The sequence below is a fragment of the Robertmurraya korlensis genome (assembly GCF_023715225.1).
Taxonomy (GTDB): Bacteria; Bacillota; Bacilli; order Bacillales; family Cytobacillaceae; genus Robertmurraya_A.
Genome location: NZ_JAMBNS010000009.1, coordinates 218,135 through 243,137, shown reverse-complemented (window position 1 = coordinate 243,137; position 25,003 = coordinate 218,135). Strand labels below are relative to the sequence as shown.

21 protein-coding genes, 1 tRNA gene and 1 pseudogene are annotated in these 25,003 nt (G+C 36.2%); 15 read left to right on the top strand and 8 right to left on the bottom strand.

The window, feature by feature from the left end; translation table 11 throughout:
- Window positions 1-158 precede the first annotated feature (158 nt).
- From M3175_RS17210 to M3175_RS17200, 3 genes are all read left to right on the top strand, one after another.
- The gene (locus M3175_RS17210; RefSeq protein WP_251521608.1) at window positions 159-833 is read left to right on the top strand and encodes a DUF3800 domain-containing protein; all 675 of its coding nucleotides are present in this window, start codon (window positions 159-161) and stop codon (window positions 831-833) included.
- Window positions 830-1,276 (top strand): hypothetical protein, encoded by a 447-nt coding sequence (locus M3175_RS17205; protein ID WP_251521523.1) that lies wholly within the window; start codon window positions 830-832, stop codon window positions 1,274-1,276. Before M3175_RS17210 ends, M3175_RS17205 begins: the two co-directional genes overlap by 4 nt.
- A 528-nt stretch (window positions 1,277-1,804) precedes the next feature.
- Window positions 1,805-1,948 (top strand): hypothetical protein, encoded by a 144-nt coding sequence (locus tag M3175_RS17200; RefSeq protein WP_251521519.1) that lies wholly within the window; start codon window positions 1,805-1,807, stop codon window positions 1,946-1,948.
- Between the two features lie 172 nt (window positions 1,949-2,120).
- Here the strand turns inward: M3175_RS17200 and M3175_RS17195 are convergent, their stop codons facing one another.
- Window positions 2,121-2,900 (bottom strand): hypothetical protein, encoded by a 780-nt coding sequence (locus M3175_RS17195; protein ID WP_251521515.1) that lies wholly within the window; start codon window positions 2,898-2,900, stop codon window positions 2,121-2,123.
- Between the two features lie 747 nt (window positions 2,901-3,647).
- Between M3175_RS17195 and M3175_RS17190 the strand changes: the two genes are divergently transcribed.
- Genes M3175_RS17190 through M3175_RS17180 form a run of 3 tightly spaced genes read left to right on the top strand, consistent with a single transcriptional unit; the run spans window position 3,648 to window position 5,339 of the window.
- A complete protein-coding gene (locus M3175_RS17190; RefSeq protein ID WP_251521512.1) occupies window positions 3,648-4,424 on the top strand; it encodes a rolling circle replication-associated protein in 777 nt (258 codons plus the stop codon).
- A complete protein-coding gene (locus tag M3175_RS17185; protein WP_251521509.1) occupies window positions 4,408-4,599 on the top strand; it encodes a helix-turn-helix domain-containing protein in 192 nt (63 codons plus the stop codon). The genes M3175_RS17190 and M3175_RS17185 overlap by 17 nt, the downstream gene beginning before the upstream one ends.
- Window positions 4,596-5,339 (top strand): hypothetical protein, encoded by a 744-nt coding sequence (locus M3175_RS17180; RefSeq protein ID WP_251521505.1) that lies wholly within the window; start codon window positions 4,596-4,598, stop codon window positions 5,337-5,339. The genes M3175_RS17185 and M3175_RS17180 overlap by 4 nt, the downstream gene beginning before the upstream one ends.
- 1,332 nt (window positions 5,340-6,671) lie before the next feature.
- Here M3175_RS17180 and M3175_RS17175 read toward each other — a convergent pair.
- The 3 genes from M3175_RS17175 to M3175_RS17165 are packed head-to-tail and all read right to left on the bottom strand — an operon-like array spanning window position 6,672 to window position 13,819.
- Entirely contained in the window at window positions 6,672-9,824 is a 3,153-nt protein-coding gene (locus M3175_RS17175) for a type I restriction endonuclease subunit R (protein ID WP_251521502.1), read from the bottom strand.
- A gap of 16 nt (window positions 9,825-9,840) precedes the next feature.
- Window positions 9,841-11,070, bottom strand: a complete 1,230-nt coding sequence (locus tag M3175_RS17170) for a restriction endonuclease subunit S (RefSeq protein ID WP_251521499.1) — start codon at window positions 11,068-11,070, stop codon at window positions 9,841-9,843.
- 1 nt (window position 11,071) lies between these two features.
- On the bottom strand, window positions 11,072-13,819 hold the full coding sequence (locus M3175_RS17165; protein ID WP_251521497.1) for a type I restriction-modification system subunit M: 2,748 nt from the start codon (window positions 13,817-13,819) through the stop codon (window positions 11,072-11,074).
- Window positions 13,820-15,302: 1,483 nt separating this feature from the next.
- On the opposite strand from M3175_RS17165, the gene M3175_RS17160 reads away from it, so the two are divergent.
- The gene (locus M3175_RS17160; protein WP_251521494.1) at window positions 15,303-15,530 is read left to right on the top strand and encodes a hypothetical protein; all 228 of its coding nucleotides are present in this window, start codon (window positions 15,303-15,305) and stop codon (window positions 15,528-15,530) included.
- A 154-nt stretch (window positions 15,531-15,684) separates the two neighbouring features.
- Here M3175_RS17160 and M3175_RS17155 read toward each other — a convergent pair whose 3' ends face one another.
- Window positions 15,685-15,852 (bottom strand): hypothetical protein, encoded by a 168-nt coding sequence (locus M3175_RS17155; protein ID WP_251521491.1) that lies wholly within the window; start codon window positions 15,850-15,852, stop codon window positions 15,685-15,687.
- A 549-nt stretch (window positions 15,853-16,401) separates the two neighbouring features.
- On the opposite strand from M3175_RS17155, the gene M3175_RS17150 reads away from it, so the two are divergent.
- Together M3175_RS17150 and M3175_RS17145 are read left to right on the top strand one after the other, a co-directional pair.
- Entirely contained in the window at window positions 16,402-16,614 is a 213-nt protein-coding gene (locus M3175_RS17150; RefSeq protein ID WP_251521489.1) for a helix-turn-helix domain-containing protein, read from the top strand.
- Between the two features lie 190 nt (window positions 16,615-16,804).
- Window positions 16,805-17,920, top strand: coding sequence for a site-specific integrase (locus M3175_RS17145; RefSeq protein WP_251521486.1), 1,116 nt, complete (start codon window positions 16,805-16,807; stop codon window positions 17,918-17,920).
- Window positions 17,921-18,034: 114 nt separating this feature from the next.
- On the opposite strand, the gene M3175_RS17140 is transcribed toward M3175_RS17145, so the two are convergent.
- Window positions 18,035-18,107, bottom strand: a tRNA-Val gene (locus M3175_RS17140).
- A gap of 230 nt (window positions 18,108-18,337) precedes the next feature.
- Between M3175_RS17140 and M3175_RS17135 the strand changes: the two genes are divergently transcribed.
- From M3175_RS17135 to M3175_RS17115, 6 genes and pseudogenes are all read left to right on the top strand, one after another.
- Window positions 18,338-19,603, top strand: a complete 1,266-nt coding sequence (locus M3175_RS17135) for a S8 family serine peptidase (protein WP_251521482.1) — start codon at window positions 18,338-18,340, stop codon at window positions 19,601-19,603.
- A gap of 149 nt (window positions 19,604-19,752) precedes the next feature.
- Window positions 19,753-20,970, top strand: a complete 1,218-nt coding sequence (locus M3175_RS17130) for a helix-turn-helix domain-containing protein (RefSeq protein WP_251521479.1) — start codon at window positions 19,753-19,755, stop codon at window positions 20,968-20,970.
- A gap of 9 nt (window positions 20,971-20,979) precedes the next feature.
- Window positions 20,980-21,111: a hypothetical protein gene (locus tag M3175_RS24960; RefSeq protein WP_285852324.1), complete on the top strand. Its 132-nt coding sequence runs from the start codon at window positions 20,980-20,982 to the stop codon at window positions 21,109-21,111.
- Between the two features lie 177 nt (window positions 21,112-21,288).
- Window positions 21,289-21,744, top strand: coding sequence for a Fur family transcriptional regulator (locus M3175_RS17125; RefSeq protein WP_251521477.1), 456 nt, complete (start codon window positions 21,289-21,291; stop codon window positions 21,742-21,744).
- A 228-nt stretch (window positions 21,745-21,972) separates the two neighbouring features.
- A pseudogene (locus M3175_RS17120) lies at window positions 21,973-22,131 on the top strand (YozQ family protein); the annotation flags it as partial.
- 80 nt (window positions 22,132-22,211) lie between these two features.
- Entirely contained in the window at window positions 22,212-22,457 is a 246-nt protein-coding gene (locus M3175_RS17115) for a WYL domain-containing protein (RefSeq protein ID WP_251521471.1), read from the top strand.
- Window positions 22,458-22,474: 17 nt separating this feature from the next.
- Here the strand turns inward: M3175_RS17115 and M3175_RS17110 are convergent, their stop codons facing one another.
- Complete coding sequence (locus tag M3175_RS17110) at window positions 22,475-24,424, bottom strand: TRAP transporter permease (protein ID WP_251521468.1); 1,950 nt, start codon at window positions 24,422-24,424, stop codon at window positions 22,475-22,477.
- Entirely contained in the window at window positions 24,414-24,941 is a 528-nt protein-coding gene (locus M3175_RS17105) for a DUF1850 domain-containing protein (protein ID WP_251521466.1), read from the bottom strand. Before M3175_RS17105 ends, M3175_RS17110 begins: the two co-directional genes overlap by 11 nt.
- Window positions 24,942-25,003: the final 62 nt, after the last annotated feature.

Sequence of the window (25,003 nt, the reverse complement as noted above, 5' to 3'; positions counted from 1 at the left end):
TAACCCTATTTATTTTATCATATCAATTTCCCGAATAATGGTAAAAACAGATAAAAAAATCTCAAATTCTAGCTATTCAATGCTAGTTTCTAAAGTAACTCTAATAGTGTAAAATTATGCTATAATCCAAAAATGGGAGGTGTTCGAGTTTGATAGAGGTGTATTGTGATGAAAGTAGACCAGAAGTAATATACGGAGAAAATTCTCCTGATCGCTATATGATTATTAGTGGAATTTGGATTCCACGAAACGCTCGAAATAAAGTAAAAAACGATATAAAAAAATTAAAAGATAAACACAACCTATACGGCGAGATAAAGTGGAGAAATGTTTCTCCTTCTAAAATAGACTTCTATCTAGAATTAGTAGATTTGTTCTTCAATACTCCTGAATTACGTTTTAGATGTATAGTAGTTGATAGTCATAGTGTAGATTTAGAAGCATACCACGAATCAGATTCTGAATTAGGCTTTTATAAATTTTATTACCAATTACTTAAACACTGGGTTGGAAACTGGGAAGAATATTGGATATTTTTAGACCACAAGAAGAATAAGCTACCTGATAGACTACATACTCTTGAACGAGTTTTGAATAACTCAACTTCTGGATTCATAAGAGAAGTACAGGCTATTGAATCTAAAGAATCATTATTAATACAGATGGCAGACGTTTTAATGGGTGCTGTCGGTTATAAAGTCCATGATAAGATTACTAGTGATGCCAAATTGAGTTTAATTTCAAGAATTGAATCTAGAATTGGAACCTCTCTCCACCAGGGAACATATAGAGACGCCCAAAAATTTAATATTTTTAGGATTGACTTACGATGACTAAAGCTACTCTTTATGGCAGTCTTACTGTCTTAGCTACCGAAGTTGAGTATAGACAATTTTTTAATGAAGAATACTGTAATAAAGTCATTCACACTCATGATGGCATTGAAGTAAAATTTAGACCAGAACAATTTAACCACGCATTTTTTAAAAATGCTTCGCGTCGTGCAAAAGATAAAAGCATTTTTTCTAGAGATAGAGCAGAAAGAATCACATGGATAAAACAGGCTTTGCAAGATAAAAACCTTACTCTATACGCAGGTTGGGATTCAAAAAGGAAAAGGTACGACCATACAAGAAGAGTCTGTTTAGTTACACCTGATGGCTATGTAGTTGTGCTTCGAATTATTAGTGATACCAAAGCAGTTTTTAATACTGCCTACTTAATTGATGATCCTGTTGTAGAGAGCAAAATTAAAGGAAGCCCAATTTGGAATTGAGTATTTGACATTTACAGTAATTAAAGTTAATATTTAATTAAAGATTAGTTCGTTCTGTCCTATACTTACAGTATGAGGACCTACAAAGGTTTCGGTTGCTGAACCCAATAATCAGCGGTCCCCCCCTTTTATAGGGGGGTTTTTATTTTCACTTTAGTTTAGAAACCCTCTATAATTTTCCATTCCGTAATTTCCCTAAAACGCTTACTAATCAATCCAGAGATACGGTTTCATCAATAACCCCATTACTTGAAAGTTCAAGTATTTCTTTAATTTAACTCGTTGGTTCTTGAGTCAATACGTGTTTAAGATTCCTCTATCCATGGATTTAATAGATGGAAGCACCCCAAAGATAAAAGTTCCGATCAATGAAGGAGTACAGAATAAATTTGAATACCACTGTTCGTTGGATTACACAGTCCTAAATTACTTTACTTTATTAGTGAAAGAAATGATGAATTCAAACAAAGAAAAAAGGATATCTTACCTGAGTGGGAATTTCCCACTCAATCATTAAGATCAACAGGAATGCTTAGGAATAGCAGCAGAAGCAGCTGGAATGTTCATGAGGATGAGAGATACAATAAGAGCAGGGATAATCCAACTAAAATACAGGATAAAAGATTTACTAACTATAAATATGAAATCGTGGTGAAGAATCACCAAACCTAACAGTAGCAGACAGATATACTGTCATAGTATATGTTACCACTATATTATATGTAAATTGTATTCTCTAGCTCTGTAATTATCTTATATTTTAATGCCATAGCGATGTCAAACATTCTTTCTATGAAGTTACCAAATGAATGTCTTTGAATATAGCATTATTATTAATATCTTTTTAAAATAAATTAAAATTAGTGGTTTTACCATTATTTTTTATGGGCAGATCCGAAAGAGTTTTGAACATTGCTGATTGAAATTCGTAAGCACTAAAATTATTTAATATACAAACAATAGAATCAAACCACACAAACATTTGAAATCTGTCCCTAAATGATAATCTTGACCACCCCCATTCAAACTCTAGCATTTCTATTCTTTTTATAAGAAAATGTGTATCACAGATATGATGATTCAGTTCATCATAATAAAAGAATACTGGATAATACTCGTAGGTAAGATCATCATAGTTTTGAACCTTTAGTACCCCCTTTACAAAATAAAAGCCTTCTCTTTCTGTATCAATAAATATTTCAGGAGTAGGCAAACGTCTTAGAAATATTTCAGCTTCAATACTTCTATCAAAAGATAACAGACCTCCTATATCCTGATTTTTATTCCTTACCCCTACCTTACCTTCCAATAAGAGTTGTTTTATCCCTTCTTTTTGGCAACAAGAGCAACATTTTAAAAGACCCTTACAATTAATAACAATTTTATATTCCCCACAGCTAGAACATAATTTTAAATTTCTGAAAGTCCTTGTTGAATCTAGTCTAATTTCCATTCCAGATATGCTAGATTCACTAAAAGTAAAAATTGTTTCAACAGGATAACCATTTTCTAAGAGTTTGTACTCTAATATTCCCTCTTCTATTCTGGCTAACCTAATTTGATACTTATTTCCGTTAATATCAATAATGTTACTGTGTGTATTCTCTATCCTCCAATTTAACATTGTTTACCCCCAATAATCTCAATACAAACATCATAACAACTTTCATACAAATGGTAAATATTGTAATGCGTTACAATTTTAAATTAATAAAAAAAAAAAACAGGCCCCCTATAAGGAAACCTGTCGCTACGGTATTTGGTCACCGCACTTCATGCATAATTAATATACATCAAAAAATAAATTATGTAAATAAATTGAAGTAGACTAACACTAAAAAAGTGCTCATTAGTTCTGATTTAACAATTAGAGATGTTATGCATATGACAACCTGAAAGTTAAATTAAGCAGTAAACATACATCCATTATTGAGGTGTTCTAATGGTATGTATTATTAAGATGCTTATCTCTAGTTGCTTACAGTATGTCTACAAAATTACCCTTCCTATTTTAATTCCTATTCTAAGCAAAGGTTAAAACGTTGAATTGAACTATAGCCATACTCATCCAACATTACCATTAAGGCAACCTCCCCATTTTACAATATAAAGAGCTATCGTAAGTATTACAAAGAAATTGAAAGGAAATCTAACCTGAGTAAAGAATTCAATGCTGATCCCCTTTAGGACCAACAGTAATGCTTGGATATAGCTGCAGAGGCAGTTGGTATTTACACGAGGATTATAGATAAAATAAGAGTAAGTATAATCCGTCAAAAGTACACCGATGTATAAGAATTTATTAACATTAAATAACTTGATACATAGTGATTAATTTGACGAAAACTGAATCTAACAAGTAGGAGAAAATATGAACCCAACACAGTATACGAAAGCTATCATTAGTAATCAGCTAGTAGAAATCACTCACCAGTCATTTCACCCTGCCACGGGTAGAACATCTCAAGGAGGTCGAAAACCCTTCACAAATCAAAGTATGGATAACTATCAAATAAATATGAAGAAAGGCATCAATCGTGCTCGTAAACAAATCAGGAGACTACTAGAATGTAACTTTACTAATCAATATGCATTCGTCACACTAACCTTTACACCTTTTGGAGAGATAGATGTTACTAACATCAAAAAGTGTAATAAAATGTTTGCCGACTTTAAAAAACGTCTTGCTTACTATTTGAAAACGAACAATCTACCAGATTTCAAGTATCTAGGTGTTACAGAGTTCCAAGATGAGAACCGACAAGGAGCTATTCATTACCATCTTGTGTGTAATCTTACAGCAATAGCTTCAAACACATTACAGGAACTTTGGCAATATGGTTGGATCCATAAAACTATCACTACATCTAATGCAACTGAAAATGAAAAGATTACTTTCTATTTAAATAAAGGAATTACTGACCCAAGGCTTAATGGTCACAAACGATATTTCCATTCACATGGTCTAAAAAAGCCAATTACTCGTGAAATAAGGAATCCAGCAGAGTTTTACAACCATCTTGATGAGTGCAAGCCAACTCTAACACACGGTGAAATCTATCACTCACCCTATACTGGCGAGACAAAATATGAACAATACTATTTAGAAAGTGCAAAGGAGCTTATTGAATATGTACAAGAGCTATGATGATTATCCAGAGATTCTAAATGTGGCAGACATCCAAGAAATATTGGATATCGGTAGAAAGCAGGCTTATGAGCTTGCTCATTCAGGAAAATTCCATGTGATAAAAGTAGGAAAACGTATCAAAGTGTCTAAAAACGTTCTAGTATCTTGGATTGAAGGAGCAAAACAGTCATGAAACAACAAACAAAATTAGTACATTGTGGATCTACCATTTTTGTATATGACTTTCACAGTAGAGGAAACAAAACTAAAGAGTTAGGATTGGAACAAGGTGTCAACGGTAGTATTACACATATGAAAAGATTACTCTTAACTAATTTTGTAGATGATAGATTACTTGCCACCTTTCGTCTGAGGATACCTTTGAATGAATATGAACAGGCGCAAGAACGATTGAACCTATTTGTTAAGCACTTAAAAAAAACATACAGTCATCGTCATATTAAATATCTAGCAGTAACAGAGACTTCATTTGACAAGCACCAGGAATATGCATTTATACATCTTATTGCAGATATAGAAATCGACAAGTTAACTATTGCTTTAAATGGTGATATCTTCGAAGAAACAGAGGAAGACTACTTTAAAAATCTTTGGAAGGATGAATTATGTATTAGTGTATTTTCTTCAGAAGAATTATTGGACACCTTTATCTCGGTCTATACAAAGTCTTTGACAAGCAAAATCCTTAGACAGTATCCAAAAAGCTTTCATGCTGCTCTCAAACAACCTTTAGTATTGTGGAATGAAGAAGCAGAATTGTTTATTAAGAATCATAATCTAATAAATGATGCTCAGCACCTTTCAGATGAAATATATGATGAACTTGCAGGCTTTGTTAATGTAAATGAATATTCTCTTTCTAACACCAGCTCCTCCACGAGAGACTTCAACATATTTTCATCCTGGAATTAAGCAAGATTACCCTATCTTTTTAGACAAGGAACTCTATTTTTTTGGTAGATAGGTTTAAATATAAGGGATCACCTGTATTTAGTATATGGGTATAATTCATTAATACTGGGATATCGCATTTTAGCACAGAAAATGTTTTTAGTTATTTTATGTCTAAAGGTAATATGTTAGAAATTAAATTAATCATTAAGAAGTAGCTTTTATAGCATGCTATCACATTATCCAACATCAGGAATCAATTAGAACAAGATTTATTATAAGTTGTTGCAAATCTCTTAATTTCGTTCCATCCTCTCACGAACAATACCCTTTACCTTTGTGAACATTTCAGACGAAGGTAGAATTCCCCCACCTTTTGACGGTATATAATATAAGTGTAAGGCTTTCACGCAAGAGGGAGGAGTCAATCACTTTATACGTGTAAAGTAAAGTCATCCCTCCTATTTGATTGAAATCTACCAACCAAGTAAACCTTACAGAATACACAATTACAAAGAAGAATACTATACAAGGAAGAATGTCTTACTATTTATTTGGGTGACAAAGTATGACCGCTAAATAAGCAAGGATTATCTCTAACGAAAAAAGTCTCCATTTCACTAGTAAACAACCCAGAAGGATGAACAAATTAGTCCATTTATTCCCAATTGCATCCTAAAAATGGAGAACGTAACAAATTAAGTGCACTTTTATGGAAGCTGCCAACGACTGTGTATAAATAATGCTTAAGACTATCTCATTTACATGAAGGGATAAGGCACTAACCTCCACTAACCGAAGGCTCGATAGTATGTACTTTCACTCAAAAAGTTTTGTAATGTTTACCTCTAGTATAGATACAAATATTGCATCATTCATCAACTGAAAAAACATTATGTATGAAGTTATTGCATTAATAAATATCAATGAACCCAGCGAACATAATATCCCGTTAGATTATTAAATGTCTTGTGTACTATAACTATAATCTTGGCATAGTCCACTAATTCTCTAATTCACTTTCATTTTCTTCTGAGATATGTCCTTGTGAAGGGTAGTTTCCATTCTTCACAATGCATCTCTTTTCGTTTACTGCAAGATTACAAAATCGATCCTAGGATGGGTAATTTACGTTGGACCAAAGGAAACTAGCCTGTCGGATATAAACTAGGTTCTCGTCGTGAATCATAAGATGTGCTAAATAGGGAAATAGACACCGCATTGATTCAAAATGTCTCTCTCTTAACACATCCAACTCAACTCCGTAAGGGTAATTTTGTATGCAACACCGGGTTGTTTACTAACATACTGATGCAACCATTATAAATAGATTATGCTTTGATCCCGCTAACTTTATGAATTTGGCTCTTTGATATCAATACCACCTTTAAGGATGAACTCTTGAAGCAAACTGTGTACTCTTATGTTGATTTTAAATGGTTGTATTTTTGTCTTTTCTAATTTTTCAAAGTATTCCTTTGCCTTGGTTTTGTCTACTGAAGCCTTCAAATCATCAAAGCGACCAAACTCATTGATGCTTGCCTCAGTTACATTTGCAACCATGAGATTGCGGAGTTTCTTTTCATCCACCCCCAAGAATCGAGAAATACGGTGGATCTGGTCATTCTTTGCCCTGGATTGATATTCAGTGATGTAATCCCTGAAAGTTTTGCCGCTTTCCATCCTGATATTTCCACTTGCTACGTCGTGAAGAAAGATGTTTGCATACTTTTGTTCTTCCTGCGACAACATAGCAAATGACTTATGCAAATCATCAAGCGTCTTCCGCATTTCAGCTTCATCTATATCATCTTGTTTAAGGATTTTAAGAAACTTTTCAAAACGCGAGTTCATATAGTCGGAGTCGATTTTCCCTGTATCAATCTCCGTTAGGTAACCATCAATCTCGAACGGAACATCGTCGCCACCACCGCCGCCGCTGCTGCCGAACAGCTCTTTATAACGCATCGCCAGAACCAAATAGGTATTTTCATCTAGTTTTATATTGACTTTAGTCTTTGGCTTGCCACTGCCATGGCTGAACACGTACTCTGACTGATTCCACTTAAAGCCCTGAATTTTTGCAGCTTCCAGATAGTCGTTGAATGATTTGAAGAGAGAAGCGAATTTCCCACGCTCCGAACGGTCATCCGGGAGCTTTTCAAAGTTCGTAATTTCAGAACGGGTAAACAGATCGCTGATGTCATCAAAAATTGCATTAAGCTTATTTAGATTGTACTCAAGCTTTTCTACAAATAATCCAATAGGTTTATCACCTGAATAGAGCTTCACAGCTTTGTCTATGTTTTGCTCCATCGTATGCGGATACCTATAGTATCGTATGGTTCCAAAAGGCTTTTCCGGTCCAAAGAGACGATTTGTACGGGAGAATGCTTGGATGATATTTTCGTACCAAAGCTTCTTATCCATATAAAGAGTGTTGATCCATTTTGAATCGAAGCCTGTAAGCATTTGGTCGACTACAATCAGCAAATCGAGCTGCTTTTCCGGAGTTCTTTCTATTAATTTATATTGCTCTTTGTGAGCAAGCCGTGCAGCAATATCTTTTTTCAGCTTATCGTAGGTCTTCAGACTAAATTTCTGCTCATATCTGGAGTTGTAATCCTCTATTATTTCAACTAGACCATTCTCCTTAAAAGCAACTCCACCGTTATTGTCAACGTTTGGGTCAAATAGGCAGGTAACCTTTAATGTTGGCATTGTTATTTTTATCATCCTATAATAAAAGATTGCCTCCGGGATGCTACTTGTAGCAAAGATTGCATGGAACTTGCTATTATGACTTAATGTCAGCCAGTTGTCAGCAATATCCTTAACAACCATGTTCTCATGTTCTAAAGTTTGATATTGGGATGTCGGCAAATAATCCTCAATACCTTTCACATACATTCCATGATCACCGATATAGCCCGCCATTTTTACTTGAGAAGAATCCATGTATTTATAAAAGACTTCCTTCTTTTTAGGATCACCAAGGGCTTCTTCAACTGTATCCGCCTTTGCCTGCAACAATGCAACAGACTGCCGAACGTCCCTATCTCTGTAGGTCAACACTTTGTAAGTGTCAAATCCTAGGACATTTTTATCACGAATACCATCAGCAATGCTGTATCTGTGTAGCTCGTCACCGAAGATGGTTGATGTGGTGTTCATTTTCTTTTGGTTTTCATCCTGAATCGGCGTTCCTGTAAATCCAAAGAAAACGGCAGACGGGAAAGTGTCCTTTATATCCCTAAGCATATTTCCGAAGGTAGAGCGGTGCGCCTCATCGACAATAAAGACGATTCTCTTAGATCTCATCATCTCAATATCATGAGCATTTAAGCCACCCTCTTCGTCTTTGATATTGCTCATTTTCTGGATAGAGGTGACTATAAGCGTATTTGCCGGGTCTTCGCTTTTTAGTTTTGAAATTAAAGTAATAGTGTTTTCTGTTGCCTGAACAGACTCATTTTCATCTGCAAAACCTTGATACTCTTTCAAGGACTGCGTTCCGAGTTCAATTCTGTCCATCAGGAAGATAACCTTATCGGCATCTTTAGAGTTTGCAATAAGCTGAGCAGACTTGAAGCTTGTCATAGTCTTGCCGGAGCCTGTTGTATGCCAAACATATCCACCAAGCCTGTCGAGACCATTCCAGTCGGTTTTGGAAACACGGTCAGAAATGGCGTTTGCTGCATAGTATTGATAGCTGCGCATGACTTTCAGCACACCATCGGTATCATCGGCGACGGTGTAAAAGCCGATAAGCTGGTGTGCCATCGGAATGGAAAGCAATGAAGAAGCAATATCTCTCCATTCATTGATAGGCTCGTTATTAAAATCTGCCCAGTGAAAATAGAAATCCCTATTGAACTTTCCGTCCATTCCAGGATTGGCGAAATAAACTGTCTCTGCCGGTTCCATAGCAACAAAAATCTGAATAAGCGCAAATATTCCAGTGAAAATCCCTTCATCGGAGTATTTTTCTATCTGGTTATATGCTTGGCTGACCGAAACACCGCTACGCTTAAGCTCGATGTGAATAACAGGCATACCGTTAATCAAGAGCATTAAATCACCTCTACGGTCATTTAATATTTTGGATTTACTCTTAAATATTGGCTGCTGTGCGATTTGATAACGGCTTTGTCCGGCAGCGATTTCACGACGGTCATAAATCTTGAGACTAACTTCTTTCCCGAAGTGCAGAGTGTCATCTGGATTATCACGGGTAATGGCAACAGTTCTCCCGTTGATAAAGCCGTTTAGTTTTAAAGGCGTCCGTAGCGTGGTGATCTGCTCCATAATTTGTTGCATCTCCCCGCTTGTCAGAGGGTAATCATTCAACCGGTCGATACCTCTATTGTTTTCAAAGAGAATATCCGCCCAGTTTTTCAGCAAATATTCTTCAGTGGGATATTTCAGGACCTCAGGTTCCCAGCCTTTATGAGAGAGTAACTCAACCAAGGACTCTTCAAAATCTAATTCTTTGTCAAAGACCATTGCACGTTCACTCCTCCTACACAAACATTTTTTCGAGCATTGATTTCTTGATGTTTTTCAACTTTTCCAACTCACGCTGATAAAGGGTGATAAGGTGGTCAAGACGCTGAAAGAACAACGTAATCCTTTCTTGTTCCGGCAACGAAGGAAGAATTATCGTTCTTTTTTTCCAATCTTCAACATCGAATACCAGCTTTTCTATATCAACTCCATATGAGCTGAGGAAAAACTGCCTATACATATTAGGCCGTTTTGATATTAGAGCCCAGTACTCGGTAGTGATGTTTTTGTTTCCAATGACTACTAAGTATTCATTGGAAACAATTGATTTATCAAGGTTTTCCGGCACTATTCCATTTGCTCCATGTACCACTTGTCTCTTTGAAATCAAATAATCTCCAGATCTGATTTCAAAATAGTTTTTGACTAAAATGTCTTTACCCTTTAAATAGCCCCTGGATACGATTCCCTCATTACGACGTTTCACCGTAACAAGCTGATACTCTTCATCATCTTCCATTTTGATAGGGCGTGGCTTCTCTGTTAGCACATCTCCAACCTTATGCTGTTCCCACGCATCTGTAAATCCTGCAAAGCGAATCTCTGGAACATTTGCTCCGTCCTTCGGAAACATTTTTTCAAGCATTGATTTTTTGACAATTACCAGCTTGTCATACTTATGCTGATGAAGGGTGATGAGGTGATCTAGATTAGCGAAAATTGTGCCGATTTTTTCTTGTTCCTCAATACTTGTGTATGGTACTACAACATCTGAAACGATTTGTTTATTCAAACCACCACGAGTTCCGTCACCCGATGACATCATTCGCAATTCATCATATCGTTTAATTAAGTTCTGAAATATGAACTCATAATGTAAAGTTTCATCCGGAACAATGGCAGCGATAGATTGATTGGTAGTCAAGGGAATGTTGTTAATAGCAACAGTTCCACGAGTTTTTCCTTGCCCTGCCAAAGCAATTAAAACAGAAAATTCTTTAACCCATCTTGCACTCGAGTTATTTAAACCTTCTTCAGAAATCATATTGTCTGTTTTATCTATTCGTCTTTTATTGACTTCTCCTGATGACATCCACGGTATTTCCTTTGGCTCCCAATATTCTAAAATTGAAGTTTTTGGAGTGCCTCCAGTCAAAATTTCAGCGTGGTCGCCTAACCGTCGCTGTTCCCAAGCATTAGTAAATTCAGTGAAGCGAATCTCAGGTTTTTTATCTTTTCCAGCCATATCATTCACCCTTTAACAGCGCCCGGAACTCGCTTAGACCTTTCATATCAAACTCGTTGCCGACAAGTCCATCACTGAGCTCTGATAGAGTAGACTCTGTTTCCCTTATCTCCAATTCGATTGCAGAGTATGTGACAGCGTATTTTTCGGCAAGGGCTTTAATTTTGTCCACCAGAACATGAATTACCGCATTGGGAAGCTGCTTTATACTCTCCGTAAGCGGAAAAATCCATTTTTGCTCAAGCAGTTCTAGCGCCTGTTCGTCGGAAAGTGATTCAATGGTTTCCTTTGTTTTCAAATGTAATGCTGCAGCATCCACTTTTACCTGTGCTTTTACTTCCTTTTCTTCAGCAATCAGCTTGCTTACTTTTACAATCTTTGCTTCAAAAGAATCTTCTGGGAATTCAAAGGCGGATTGAAGCTCTGCTAAATAAGCATTTACTGCTTTTTTACTATATGTACCATCCTTGTTTGCGTCCATATTGGACCAAACTACATCGTCGTGTGCGCTGATAAAGGCAAGTTTATCTGCCTTTCTGGAGAGTGTAGCATAATCGTTTAGAACCTTAATTTCCTGGGTGTCCACATCAGCATAGATTTCTTTAATTCTTTTACCTACTTCTTTTGCGACAAATGCATCACTGGAGTCGTTTGTCAAGCTTGAATCCTTTTCTTCTTCGGAAAGTGAATCAAGTATTTCAGCATATTCAGAGGAGATTTCAGCAAGGCGGCCCTCTTTTTGCTCAAGCGCTTCATATTCATCCAAAAGAAGCGTTTGCTGTACAAGTTCAAACGGAATAACATGACCGATCCAACCATCCTGTACCTCTTCCTCTTTGCCGTCCTTCTTCTTGATAACCTTGTTGGGATCAACTTTTTTAACAGCGTTGAACCCCTCTGTCTGAATTATTTCTAGGTCTACAGATGTTTTTGCCCACTCGTCATCAAGCAACTGATACGCTTCATATCTGTTAATAAGTGGAATTGAAGCAAGGCGGGCAAAAATATCAGCACTCAAAACAGCTTCTTCTTTTGAAATATTAAGGCTCGCCATGTTCGTTATAAACTCACTTTTCAAGAAAACGTCGAAGTCTCCGAAAGCACCCATATAACTGGATATAAAAGCTTTTACGGCGTGATACTCATAGACGGTCTGTTCAATATTCTCGACTGCCAATTCAGCGTATGGACCTGTGCTTGTGGTGAACAACGCTTCTTTTAATCCTGGGAAAGCATCCCAATACTCGCCAAGTTCAGCAATTTCACTCAAAGGAATCCCCCCGAACATAGAAGCGTAAAGGTCCCACTTTTCAGCGTCTTCAGAGGAATCAACATATCTCGGAATATTCAAGTTGTATTCATTTCGGCGAATTTCTTCACGGCTGACTTTCTTTGAGAATCTGTCAATATCGGCCCTTGCAGTAACGGTATCAATAATCTTTTTTATATCGGATGCTCCGAGCTTATTATTTTTGCCAACTTTAATAAAACCCTTGGATGCATTAACAATTAAGACATCGGTATTCTCACGCTTTTGCTTCAAAATCATGATGATTGTCGGAATGCCGGTGCCAAAGAAAATATTGGCAGGTAGTCCGATGATAGCATCAATGTGATTTTCTTCAATTAAATTTTTGCGAATCTCGCCCTCTTCGCCGCCACGGAATAAAACACCGTGCGGAAGAACTATTGTCATTATGCCGTCCGGCTTAAGATGGTATAAGTCATGAAGCAGGAAAGCATAATCAGCTTTCGATTTCGGAGCGAGGCCGAAACGTGCGTAGCGAGGGTCTGCTTTCTTATTACTTGGGTCCCAATGCTGTGAGTACGGAGGATTTGAAACAACTGCATCCACATAAAGTGGATTGTATGTTTCAGCCGGGTTGGTTTCATCAAAGTACGGCCAATCATCTTCCAAAGTGTCACCATTGCGGGCTATGATATTAGCCGGAAGGATGCCACGCATAACTAAATTCATACGAGTAAGGTTGAATGTATTCTGCTTTAATTCCTGCGCATAGTATTTAATGTTGTTTTCATTATCAATATGCTTTGCAACTGATCGACCGATGTTTATCAAAAGGGAGCCTGAGCCGCTCGTCGGGTCATAAATTTCAATTTCCGTTCTGTCCTTCAAATGGTCTGCAACAATTTCGGACATAAGAAAAGATACTTCATGCGGCGTGTAAAACTCGCCTGCCTTTTTTCCGGCATTAGCAGCGAACATGCTAATCAGATATTCATATATGAAGCCAATAACATCGTAGTCCTGCCGGCCATCCATAGGAATATCTTTAATCAGATGAATCAGATCGCTTATAGCTTTTGTTCGGGATGCGGAAGTATCACCAAGTTTACTTAAACCGGTCTGCAGGGTATTAAATATACCCTCATATACCTTTTTATCAGAGGGGTTAATCAAACGGTTAAACGCTGACAAGGCATCTGTAACATTAGACACATCAAAATCTTTGCCCATTTTTAGCCAAGTTGAGAACAAGTCCTTGTAGGCAATAAAGTATCCGACATTTTCACGAACATACTTTACGGTTTCTGCATCTTCTTCAACAAGAGCCTCGATGTCTTCCTGAGTAAAGCTGTTTTCTTTCAGAAACTTTAACTCCTTGTCCGAAAGGTATTTGTAAAAAATGAAGCCTAAAATATAATCCTTATATTCATTCGCCTCAATTTTTGAGCGCATTTTATTTGCTGACTCCCAGATTTTTGTGGCTAGCTGTTGCTTATTCATAGGTTTTATACCCTCTCTACTTACATTTTTTTATTTTTTTCTTTAACGGGTTACCAATTTTTGTCTTTCTTATGTAGGATCATAATGATATCTTAGATTTCGCACTTCGATTCAGTGCAAATAAATCCTTTTGAAAAATTTATTCCTGTTTTTACAACCTTATTAATTCTCCTACTGTTGAATTACGACTTTATTCTCATTTTATCATAATCAATACCGCACTATTAAAGTGTTAACTAGCAATTTTAAGATTACTCTCTCGAACGACTTGGAGATTAGTATCTTCTTTTAACATAAAGGGTGGGGCGCTGAACTTCATTATTTGACTGAACACTTATACCCACTAACTCTCAAAATTTTTTCAAAAAAATAACTCTACTTATAAGTTATTATTATGATTCTTGTGTAAAAAGACGTTTTCAGGAGGATGTAATTCTCATTGATTTTTACACCCGTATCCCCAACAAATACACCAAATCATAATACACATAAAACAAACAGTTGTTCTAGACTGTTTATATACCAGATTGTCATTTGCATCTTGCTCGAAAGAACCACTGTTTTACTATCATTCAAATCTAAAATATTGGTTTTTAACCATAAATGTTTGTATCGCTTTTCTTTTCGTTACCTCAATGACAGAAAATGTATATTCCCCTTCTAATTCAATCTTGCATTCATATCTTGCAGTAAAGAGAATCCTTCCCTTTTGATGTTCTTAAATGAGTTAATCCATAGTTAATAACTGCATCTCTTATCTCTCCTACACATTCACCTCTACCATTATATAAAAGTTTTTATTAATTTTATACGCTTGTAGCTGAAGGTGCAATTCATAATGAAAAAATGTTTAGCAACGCCTTCACCTGTGCCAATAGCTATAAATGTCCGGCAAAGTTAAACAAAGTACTCCTGAGTATATAATGAGAACCCATTCGCCAACCTCAACCGAATGGTAAACGCAGGTTCTTGCCATTGTGGATTTATTAAGGGTACAACTTGGATTAATTCGCAAATACTCAGAAATTACAAAAAGCGTGATCCTAAAGATAAACAGAGGATACAATACAGTGAGGATTACTGAATCATCAAGTCAAGATGCAGTTAGAAATAGAAAAAAAAGGTGATCTACACAATGGTTAAAATGATCCATTTTAATAGGGTTTTCTTTTAAATGGGGAACTACAAGAAGCATAATTTCTAACTAAAGGATGGCAAAAGGAGAGAATATATAAGTACAAGTGGAATTTCTCAAGATAGTAAAGGGCTCTTTTCTATGAACCTCTCTTAATAATTGTAAGAGACATATATTATATTTATTTAAGGGAGTATACTTTGATGTCTTGTCCTATTTGTTTCCAATCACCCCCTCCCTAATTATCTGATGGATATTTTTTACAACCATTTGAAATTTTGATAACATTAAATGAAGGAATATATTCTTAACCGGGAGGGTGATGGTAATTTGACAAGGAGATATTTCATGAAGACTGCTCTGAAGTCACAGAGAACTGTTGCAATAGACCCACTGAACCATCAACGCATTAATCAATTCAGAAACAAAAAAATTGCTAGTAGGTTTGATTTTACTATGATTTTCGCAAATGTTGCTTCGGTGGATGTATTAGGGTTAGACGATAAAGGAGTTGTCCAGCTTGATCCAACCAATCCGAAGCATAAAGAGTTAAGAGATAGGTGGCTTGAAGACTGATCAAACAAGGAGATATCTATAAAATAGACTTTAACCATGTACGATCTGAACAGGACCGCGCGTATTGCTGTCCTGTTCTTATTTTTCAGGTAGACGGTTTGAGAAAGCTAGATACAACTTAAAAATCTTCACAACTGTTCGCCTGAGAGCACCTTTACCGTGAACGAATATTCACTAAGAACAGACTTTTTGGATCAAGTTTCATATGTCCAATATACCTGGTTTTAATGTAGAAAGCACCACCGGCAAACTTTAAATTCTGTTTTTTCAATTCTTCAGATAGAATTTCATTTGGATAAATCACCTGAACTGAACTCTTCATGGAATTCCCCTTTGTCTATTTACTCAAATTTATCTATGCGTAGATTTGAAAATCCCAATAAATAAATTCATACTAATAATAAAACCCAATGTTTAAATCTACCTATATCATTTAATTGCACTATAGGGGTGGGGCGCCGAACAACAATAACCTAAAAACAGGGTAAAGCAACTCCCCCTCCAGAATTTTTTAGAAAAATTATCCACTGTAAAGATATCTCACTTCTAATTAAGTAACGTTGCCCTCAAAAATTCATTCGTACACCCTTCTAAAACAAATTCCAAGTAAGTCTATCGAGGTTAATTTCGAGCTATTGGGCTTATTTTCGAGAAATTAAGAGCATTTTTACGAACAGTGAGAAATCCCCCACTAATCCCTTCAACAGTCAATCCAAATGTGCTATCCCTCTTATAGGCCGTATTCGCTTTGATTATTATTTATAAAGTAAAATAAAAATACAGATGAGCACTAGAAGATACAGCAAATCACACAGTGCTTCTTTCATTCTAAAAAGTAGTCATCATAAAAAGACGAAGGAGATTATACACCATGCAAACAACAAACTTTAATGATTATCCAGAAGTGTTAAACGTTTCAGATATTCAAAGTATTCTAGACATAGGGCGAAAGCAAGCATACGAATTAGTTCATTCAGGGAAATTTCATGCGGTTAAAATAGGAAATCGTATCAAAATCTCAAAAAAGGTTTTCATCAATTGGCTTGAAGGGACAGACATTGATAACAAGTTCATAAAATCCTAAAAGGTTTTCACTACAAGAATACGGATAGCAAAAAGAGCTAGAGATTTTACATTCATATCACCTATCAACATTTAATCAGCACTATTAAAATATTGCACATCTGGATTTCAAATCACGTTATTTCATTGTAATATAAAGCTATCGGTAACAAATTTGAAAAAGGGGTGACGCATTTCAGGAGGAGTTAAACATGCCAGTATATCCAGATAAAAATCGAAAATCATGGTACTTTGCTGTAAATTATTATGATGAAAGTGGGAAAAGAAGACAGAAAAAACAACGGGGTTTCAATACTAAAAAAGAAGCAACAGAAGCACTAAGAAAGCTAGAAGTTCAATTGAACGAGGGGACATATATTGAATCTAAGAACGTACTATTCTCGCAATATATTGAGGATTGGCTCTCTATCAAAAAAAGAGGCATAAGTAATAGTACGGTCTCTCTATATAAAGGAAGTATTAAAAATCACATTGCTCCATCATTAGGCAACATCGCATTATCTAAAATGAAACCACAGCATATCCAAAAATTTATTGCAAGGATGGATGAAGCAGGATTAGCAGATGACACAATAAAAAGAACTTTTAATATTGTCAATGCATGTCTTAATGAAGCTGTGAAATTTGGTGATTTAGCTAGCAATCCTGCAGCTAAAGTGGACAAACCTAAAGTAGTGCCAAAAGAAATGAAAATATGGACCATTGATCAAATTCAACATTTTTTGAAATGCTCGAAGAATAACCGATTGTATTGTGCCTTTCACTTAGCTATTATGACTGGTTTACGTAAAGGTGAGATACTTGGATTGCGGTGGAAAGATGTTGACTTGGAAAAACAGGTATTATACGTAAATCAAACCTTAGAACAAGATGGGAAAACACTCAAAAAAGGAGCAAAAACAAAGGGAAGTGTAAGATCTGTTACGATTTCACCTACTACCAAGAAAGCATTACTTGAACATAAAATACAACAAGACATTGAAAGGGAGTTTTTTGACTCAGTACATAAAAATTTAGATTTAGTTATTTGTACGGGAAATGGTGCCACCTATCACCCTCGCAACCTAACAAGAGCGTTTCAAAAATTAACACAAAAGGCAGAGCTACCACACATTCGTTTTCATGATTTACGACATACTCACGCAGCATTAATGATTGCTCAAAATGAACCGATGAAATTAATTGCCGAAAGATTAGGTCATAGTAGAATTACTACTACCATGGATACATACGGTCATTTACTTCCTAATATGCAACATGATGCCTCTAATCGTCTTGATCAAACGATTTTTGGTGAATCTGATTAATTGTTGCCACAGTGTTGCCACGAACCAAATCCAATAAAAAATACCACTTCATAAAAAGTGGTATAAGCTTTTTAAAACCCTTATGCATCAAGGGTTTTAACCCTATGTAGATTATGACCTGTGAGGGACTTGAACCCCCGACCCCCACCCTGTCAAGGTGATGCTCTCCCAGCTGAGCTAACAGATCTCTTATAAAGTACAAATTTAATTATACTTGATTTAAGAGAATTGTCAATATCCTCCTACCTAATTAAGAGTCTTTTTACTTTATTTGAAAAATCCCTTGTATCTTGGAATGATCAAAAAATTTTCCCAACTTTCTAACTCTATAAGTCTATTGATTTTGTTTGAAATTATTCACTATACTTACCTTACAACCTCGCAGGTTGAACCTTTAAGTCGGGAAGGAGTTCATACATGAAAAAAAGAACTTTAGGATCTGTGCTTATTAGTGCAGCAATGGGGCTTTCATTATTTGCAAGTGGTGCACTAGGTGCAGAGCAGGAAAGTACTTCAAAAGATACTTATCGAGTGTATATTCAAGGACCTCAGAACGAAAAGAGTAAAGCAAAACAAACGTATGGATTACGCTGGGACTTTGGCAACGATGGGTTTACAACTACTGTAAACGAGAGTCAGTATAACGCTTTACTTAAAAACAAGAATCTAACCATTCAAATGGTTGAAGAGGTTAGCCTAGAAAATCGTAGTGAAGTAAACGCAAAACCTGGAGTATCTGCACAAGCTCTTCCAAGCGACCAAACACCTTGGGGAATTCAAGCAATCTATAATGATAGCTCTGTACAAAAAACATCGGGTGGTGCAGGAGTTAAAGTTGCTGTATTAGATACCGGTGTATACACAAGCCATATTGACTTAGCAGGTTCAGCTGAACAGTGTAAAGATTTCACCCAAACCAAATCACCTCTGGTTAACGGCTCTTGTAGTGATAGAAACGGTCATGGAACCCATGTGGCTGGTACAGTATTAGCTCATGGTGGTAATGACGGACTAGGAATTTACGGAGTCGCTCCTGAAGCGGACCTTTGGGCTTATAAGGTACTAAACGACCGCGGGTCAGGATATTCCGATGACATTGCTGGAGCAATTCGACACGCAGCCGACGAGGCAACAAGAACAGGTTCAAAGGTTATAATCTCCATGTCTCTTGGATCCAGTTCAAAAGATACCATGATTGCAAACGCAGTTGATTATGCTTACAGTAAAGGTTTATTGGTGGTTGCAGCTGCTGGTAACAGCGGTTCTGCAAGCAACACGATTGGTTACCCTGGTGCATTAGTAAATGCCGTTGCCGTTGCTGCGCTTGAAAACGTTCAACAAAACGGAACTTACCGTGTCGCTGATTTTTCGTCAAGAGGCAATCCGAATACTGATGGTGATTTCGTGATACAGGAACGCGATGTTGAAGTATCAGCACCTGGTGCAGCTATAGAATCTACTTGGTATAACGGTGGATATAACACCATTAGCGGGACATCTATGGCTACACCACATGTTTCAGGTTTAGCGGCGAAAATATGGGCGGCTAACCCTTCGCTTTCACATACACAACTTAGAAGCGAACTGCAAAATCGGGCCAAATCATACGATATTAACGGTGGGATCGGTGCAGCATCTGGAGATGATTATGCTTCTGGATTTGGATTCCCTCGTGTAAGATAAAGCAAGATTAAAAAATCATTCAGAATTTTTCTGAATGATTTTTTCACGTTCGAAATATCGTCCTTTTTTCCTGTATTCGAAAAAGTCAGAAAAATAGGTTTACATTTATGCTAACGGTGATAAAGTATAAGCAATAGGAGGTGATTTCGTTGCAATTTGGACCTTTAATTAAGTATTATCGAACTCAAAAAGGTCTCACCCAAAAGGAGCTTGCTAATGGCATTTGTTCCGTTTCCCATTTAAGCAAAATTGAAAATAACGGAAAGGAAGCAAATGATGAAACCATTTCTCTCTTACTCGATCGATTACATATCAGCATAAACCGAGCAGAGGAACAGGAAAAAATTATTGGTGACTTATTAAATACATTAAATGAAAAGATTTATTTTTACCAAAAAAATGAGGTTGTAGATATTATTAACCAATTAAAGAATTATGAGGCAATTATTCCGTTTACCTCTTACCTACATACATATGAGCTGAATAAGATGCGTTACCTGTTATTTCTCGGTATTGTAGATGAAGCTGACCACCAAAAGGAAATTCTTAATAAACTAAAGAAATCATTTTCCCAACATGAAATCTATTTATTTCATTATTGTAATACGATACTGTATATATTAAAGGGGCAATTTGAACAAGCGGATCAACAATTTGACACCTTATTTCAAATCAGTCATGACTCATCTTCAGGCGAATTCTTATATTATCGTTCTATGGTAAAGGCAGCCTTACAGCAATCCGGGCACGCCATTCACTTTGCAAAAGCAGCCCTCCAATCCTATATGAATGAGCATAATTTTATTCGGATCCTTCATTGCTTAATGCTGTTAGGAATTAACTACACTCATTCCGGAATCTTCGAAGAGGCAAAAAGCTGTTTTCACCACTTAGAAAGAAATGCAACATTATTAAACGAAACGAATCTCCTACCACAAATTTATCATAATATCGGGCTTCTTTATAAAAAGCTTGAAGACTACGATAAAGCAATGTTGTATTTAAATAAAAGTCTTTCCTTACAATCAACACCTACCACCCATTGTCTCGTAACACAGTATGTTAAAGGGCAGGTTGCTTTTGAAATGCATTTATATGAAGTTGCAAAAGAAGCCTTTACTATCACATTCACTCTTTCAGAATCTCTATATAATAAAAAATATTCCATTCTATCAAAGTATTACCTCCTTGCATTGGAGAATCAATCAAAGTCACTTCAATACGTCATGCTAACTGTTATTCCATACTTAGAAAGCTCAAATGAAAATAAAGATGACTTACTTATGTTTTATCAATTACTTTCCCAGCATTATCATTCAACTGGTATGTTTGAGAAAGCAATATATTATATGAATAAAACCATTTAGGAGGATATTATGAAAAAATTATTCTATTCCTTTGTTGTCATCGCTTTCTTACTTTCAGCTTCAGCAGGTACATCCTACGTTCTTTCAAGTTCTGATACTCCACAGGGACACCCAATATTACCTCCAGTGAAAGAGGCATAAAAGTACGGCGGTCTGAGAAATCTCAGATCGCCGTTTATTATATTCCATGACTTAAAATTGATACTAATTTAAAATAATTATAAAAAGATATTGATTTTTGAATGAGAGGTGTTATCATTAATTTATACTCTACATGAACTTCCTAAATTTCTAATCTACTTAAAAAGAGGTTCTTTTATGAATAATGAATATGATTTCGATAAACTTATCCCTTTTTTAAAAGAACGAGGACTACGGATTACACCACAAAGAATGCTAATATTAAGAACGATTGCTTCTATGAAAGGTCATCCAACTGTGGATGAAATACATTCACAGCTCCCATCTTTAAGTATTGCAACCATATACAATAACGTTAAAATGTTTGTGAAATTAAAAATATTAAATGAACTGCCCTATGGGAATGGATTAAGCAAATATGAATTTAAAATGGAAGAACATTATCATGTGATTTGTCATATATGTGGAATAATTGAAGACTTCAAATATCCGCTATTAAGAGAAGTGGAAGATGTAGCTAACAAGCTAACTAAGTTTCGTGTTCATTCCCATCAGCTCGAGATTTATGGGGTATGTAAAAATTGTAGCAAAAACAAAACAAGGAATTTACTAACTAAAAAAGAAGGCGATTAGTATGCATAACAATGTATGTCCTAAGTGTCAAACTCCCATTAAATATTTGAAACATAGTGTGCTCTGTAAATGTGGAAGTAAGTTTAGATTAAGGAAAAATTAACCATCCCCTTGAAACTGCCAAAATATGTGCAGTTTTTTATTTTATTGTTTGTATGCACTTCTTCCTTTTATCAAAAAATAAGTATGAATTTGGATTGAAAATGATGAAAAGGCGGAGATCGAATGAAAAAAAACAACTCATCAAAAATTGCTGGTAAAACCTTTGAGCCCTCTGATTACAACAGTGAAAATCAACTCGAAATGGGATTAGCCCAAACACATGAACAAGCAAGTGATGGTTATTACGAAGGGACAATTGACCAAGAACTAGAAAAGAATGAATGATTCAAAAAAGTGTGGATTTTTTCCACACTTTTTTGAATGCATTGAATAAAGAACACTTGTTCGTATATAATAAGAGTATCATGATCCAATTGCGAGGGATGCAAATGCACCGATTTTTAATGAAGGTCTTACATGAAAAACAACCGGTAGAAATCATTTATGTTTCTGACAAACAAAACATAACGCAGCGTACCATACTCGTACATGAAATGAACCCGAACTATATTCGAGCCTACTGTTTTTTACGTAAACAAAATAGGTTATTTAAACTGGATAATATTTTATCGGTGTTTCCGATAAAGCAAAAAGAGCCTTATATTAGCTAGGCTCTTTTGCTTCGTTATTATCCTATGGCTCTCGTTGCTTCTGGTCTTTTAATAATCAATTGAAGTGCAACTAATACTCCAAACGTCACTAACCCAATGATGTCAGTAACCCCTTCTGGATAAATAAGAAGAACGCCTCCAACAATTCCAACAATTCGTTCCCACCAGAATAGTTTTCTCATCCAATATCCGATAACTCCTGCACCTATCGCCATCATACCTGCAAGTGCAGAGAAGATCACCCAAATAAGATACGCCCATGTTGTATCAATCATTAATAACTCTGGCGATAAAACAAACATATATGGAATGATAAATGCTGCTATAGCCAACTTTGCTGATTGCACACCTGTACGGATTGGCTCGCCTCCAGAAACACCTGCTGCTGCAAAAGCTGCTAACGCAACCGGTGGTGTAATGTCAGCAATGATTCCGAAATAAAACACAAATAAATGCGCTGACAAATCAGGTACCCCAAGCAAGATGATTGCCGGTGCCGCAATTGTAGACGTAATTACATAGTTTGCTGTTGTCGGAGATCCCATTCCTAGCACTATCGCTGCAAGCATGGTTAACATTAAGGTTGGTATTAACGCTCCACCAGCAAGATCTAATAACCCATTAGCAAGCTTTAATCCTAGCCCGGTCTTTGTTACAACCCCAACAATGATACCAGCCGCAGCCGTAGCCGCTGCTACTCCAAGTGCCGTTCTTGCACCATCTACAAGCGCTTCGATAATACCTCTAATACCTACTCGTGTTTCTTTATTAAAAGCTCCTACTATAATTGCTATCAGAATAGAGAAAAGTGCAGCTCTTGTTACAGTCATACCAGATGTCATTAACACGATAACTGCTATGATCGGCGTTAATAAATAGAACTTTTTAAGTACCTCTTTACGATTAGGCATTTCCTCTTCTTTTAAGCCTCTAAGTCCAAGTCGCTTGGCTTCAAAGTGGGTCATAATCCAGATCCCAGAAAAATATAGCAAAGCTGGAATAGCAGCTGCTTTCGCAATCTCCCAATACGTAATTCCACCAATAAATTCTACCATTAAAAATGCAGCAGCACCCATGATTGGTGGCATTAATTGCCCACCAGTGGAAGCTGCAGCCTCTACTGCACCAGCAAATTCCTTTTTATAACCAAGCTTTTTCATCATAGGGATAGTAAATGAACCCGAAGTAACAACGTTAGCAACTGAGCTCCCACTAATTGTCCCTTGTAAAGCACTTGAGAATATAGCCACCTTTGCAGGGCCACCAACTCTTTTTCCGGCGATTGATACTGCTAAGTCATTGAAATACTGCCCAACACCTGTTTTTACAAGGAAAGCACCAAAAAGTAAAAATAAGAAGATATACGTTGATGAAACTCCTAATGGTGTCCCCAGAATTCCTTCGGTTGTATAAAACATCGTTTGTACTAGTCGCTCAAGTGATAACCCTCGATGCGCTAGAAAGCTCGGCATATATGGTCCATAGACAGCATATGCAAGAAAAAGTCCTGCAATAATTGTTATCGGAAGTCCCACTGCCCTTCTTGTTGCTTCAAGCACAAGAATAATGGCAAGAAGTCCAATATAGAAGTCCATATTGGTTAACATACCAACTCGTAAAACTAACTCATCGATCATAAGCGGCCAATAGGCACCCACCGCAACTGAAGCTATTGCTAGTAATACATCATACCAAGCAACTTTATGCTTCTTCCCTTTTGCTTTTCTAGCAGGAAAAAGTAGAAATATAAGAGCAAGAGCAAATCCTAAATGTATAGAACGTTGCAGTTGTGCGGTTAGTATACCAAAAATACCTGTATAAAGTTGAAATAATGAAAATGATAATAATCCGAGAAATACAATCCAACCAAATATTCCTGTTAGCTTTCTCGAACCAGCTTCCGGATCGTATTTTTCTAAAAGTTCTTCTTGCTGTTCTTGTGACAGAGATTCAAATTTATCCGTCAATGAGATTCACTCCTTTCCATTGTTGATAAAGGTTCATCTTAGTTACCTTTATTCTAACCCAAGTACCTGGCTGTATATATTCGTTTAATGGGTACTCTCTATTTCCATATATTACTGTATGATTAGCACGAACCTTTCCCGTTCTTAAATCAAAGTATGGAAAAACTCGATTCATATTCTTTATATAATACTTTCCATTTTCTTGCTCGAAAACTTCACCTTTTGATGCATTTTCTGGCATTCCGATGGAAAAATCAGAAAATTCGAGTTCAAACTGCTTTATTTCCCCATTGTTATTTATTTGATAACTCTCAATTACGTCTGAAAGATGAATTGAATGTGTATATTTTATCTTAAATTCCGGATGGTCACCGAGTGGAATATACACAAGAACTTCACCGGTGTTCTCTAACTGAAACGTTAATGCTTTTTTGTATGGAATGATTGATAAACAAATGATGAGTAATATACTGAGGAATAAACTTAGAAAGGACTTGCTTTTAATCACTTTCTCCATGGTAACACGTCCAATTTCTAATACATATTTATCTCTATAAAGCGAAAATTGACCGACCAAAA